Origin of the sequence: Tardiphaga sp. P9-11 (genome assembly GCF_008329525.1) — a bacterium.
Lineage (GTDB): Bacteria > Pseudomonadota > Alphaproteobacteria > Rhizobiales > Xanthobacteraceae > Tardiphaga.
This window is the reverse complement of the sequence record NZ_NPKQ01000025.1, coordinates 1-1,895: the sequence shown is the minus strand read 5'-3', so window position 1 is coordinate 1,895 and position 1,895 is coordinate 1. Positions and strand designations below refer to the sequence as shown.

Annotated in this window: 2 protein-coding genes; both read right to left on the bottom strand. The window is 56.9% G+C overall.

The features are described 5' to 3' along the window. Positions 1-278 precede the first annotated feature (278 nt). Positions 279-956, bottom strand: a complete 678-nt coding sequence (locus tag CIW50_RS28885; protein WP_349636765.1) for a Crp/Fnr family transcriptional regulator — start codon at positions 954-956, stop codon at positions 279-281. Positions 957-1,214: 258 nt separating this feature from the next. Continuing rightward, the gene (locus CIW50_RS28880) at positions 1,215-1,430 is read right to left on the bottom strand and encodes a hypothetical protein (RefSeq protein ID WP_149534589.1); all 216 of its coding nucleotides are present in this window, start codon (positions 1,428-1,430) and stop codon (positions 1,215-1,217) included. Positions 1,431-1,895: the final 465 nt, after the last annotated feature.

The following is a 1,895-nucleotide window of genomic DNA, read 5'->3' as shown; positions in this document are numbered from 1 at the left end:
TATGGTGGTGTTGAATTGCGCCCTTCAACACCGAGCCGTGGTTCTAGTTCCCGGTTTTATCTTGCGGCCGCAGCCGAAGTCAGTTTGGCGCGATGCGGGAGGCTCGCTACCGGGATTGGTCAGAGGCCGGAGACTGCCAAGCCGTGACGCCCGCCGAGATGCCACGTATAGCGATGGTGTGAGGGGCATTGCTTTTGTGCAGCCTCTCTGCAACTTCGAAAGCGATCCTGAGATCGGCATAGGTGCCGCCAGTGTGCTGTTCGTTGGCTTTGCCGACGTCAGAACGGCTCGCGACGCTGATGCAAGTAGCGAGGATTGAACTCACCATAGTGCGCGAGATTCGCCCAATTTTTGATGGTGAGAGATCCGTTCTTGAAGTCGGCAAGGTCGCTGTCTCGAAGGTTCGCCAATGCGCGGTTCACGGTAGCTAGTGATAGACCAAGCGCCTCTCCAAGCTGATTGAGACCTAGCGGCAGAACACAGGTATCCCCGCGAGCCAGGCCGGAAGCCCGCGATCGGTAGAAAAGCTCGCAGAAGAGATGAGCCATGCGGGCAGGGGCGGATCGCGCGCTGTTGTTCGTGATCGCTTCACGGAAAATGGCTGCATCGATGAGCGTTTCACGCCAGATCGCGGCGCCAACCTTTGGCTTGCTATCGAATAATTTCGTCAAATCCCGATGCGGGACCGAGGCGACGACCGCCTTGCCGATCGCGCAGACCGCATGATCCATCACCTCGATGAAAAGACACTGTGAATCCGGCATGTCGCCGGCGAGATGAAAGGACAAATACTGGCGTGCGCCATTCGGCAGGAGATGATAGCGAGCCAGCATCCCGTCGACGACGATTGCGGACACCTTGGGTCGATCGCCCTGCCGAATGAAGTCCTCATGACTATCCAATTCGCGGACAGAGCACGGCAGCCGGCGAATCTCCAGAAGGTCCTCTTGGCTCAGGGGCGAGTGTTCTTTGAGTTTTCTTATAAGGATGGCTAGAGGGTCGATTGTAGCCTCCTACGTCGCCCAACCCGTTCAGCTGCGCTCAGCATTCTAGTCATCTTGACGGTGGCTTCAACTCGCTCGAAAGCCACCCCTTGCTGTGCTCCATCGGATCGACGTCGCACTTTGAGCATCTGAACTCCACATCTTCCTTCTTAAATGACGTCATCTTACGATTGCACTTCGGGCATTTCGGCGCGGTGGAACCACTGACTGTCATTGGGCTTGCTCGCGCGCGTTGATCTCCCGCCGGACTTCTCGAACACCCGCGAAATGCAGCCCAAGTTCACGAGCACGCTTTTTGACTGAAGCCATTGGCCTTTTCAAAGCTGCCGTTGCACGCATGAGAGTGGCGCCTTCTGCGTGCAACTGTTTAAGCTTCTCTAAGTCGGCATCTTGCCATGCGCGGGTTATCAGCTGACGCTCATTCATGTCGTGTCCTCCAATGGTTCCTCGGAAGGAACCACAGGCTGGGAATTGACGTCGTATCATTTGAGACGAATTGCCAGACCGCCGATTTCGATTTTTGGCGGTGCACTTGATCGAGGCTCCTGACACCCGGACCTCTGTGCCGCCGCTGCGGTACATATCGTCGAAGACGCGCTAGCGAAGGAGATCTGGAACGTCCGCGCTGGCCGTAGCGATACATCGCCAGTAACGCGGAGCCGACGCGGCGGGTGGCAACGATCCGGATGGCAAAACGGGCGGTCCGCTGCGCTGCTCTGCCTATCGGTTATCCCGCGCCTGGATCTTTCGGCACCGAACTCGCTAAGAGGACGAATTCGTCTGCGAGGGCGGAACCATACTTTTGAATGCACATTGTGTGGGCATCGGCATCTATTCCGGAGTCGCTCCAATGGGAATCTCAAAATGATTGATACTGTTGTCGTGCAGCCA

What these genes read in the sequence shown, in the direction of transcription:
- CIW50_RS28880 (WP_149534589.1), bottom strand. Translation starts at nt 1,430, where the DNA reads ATGAATGAGCGTCAGCTGATAACCCGCGCATGGCAAGATGCCGACTTA.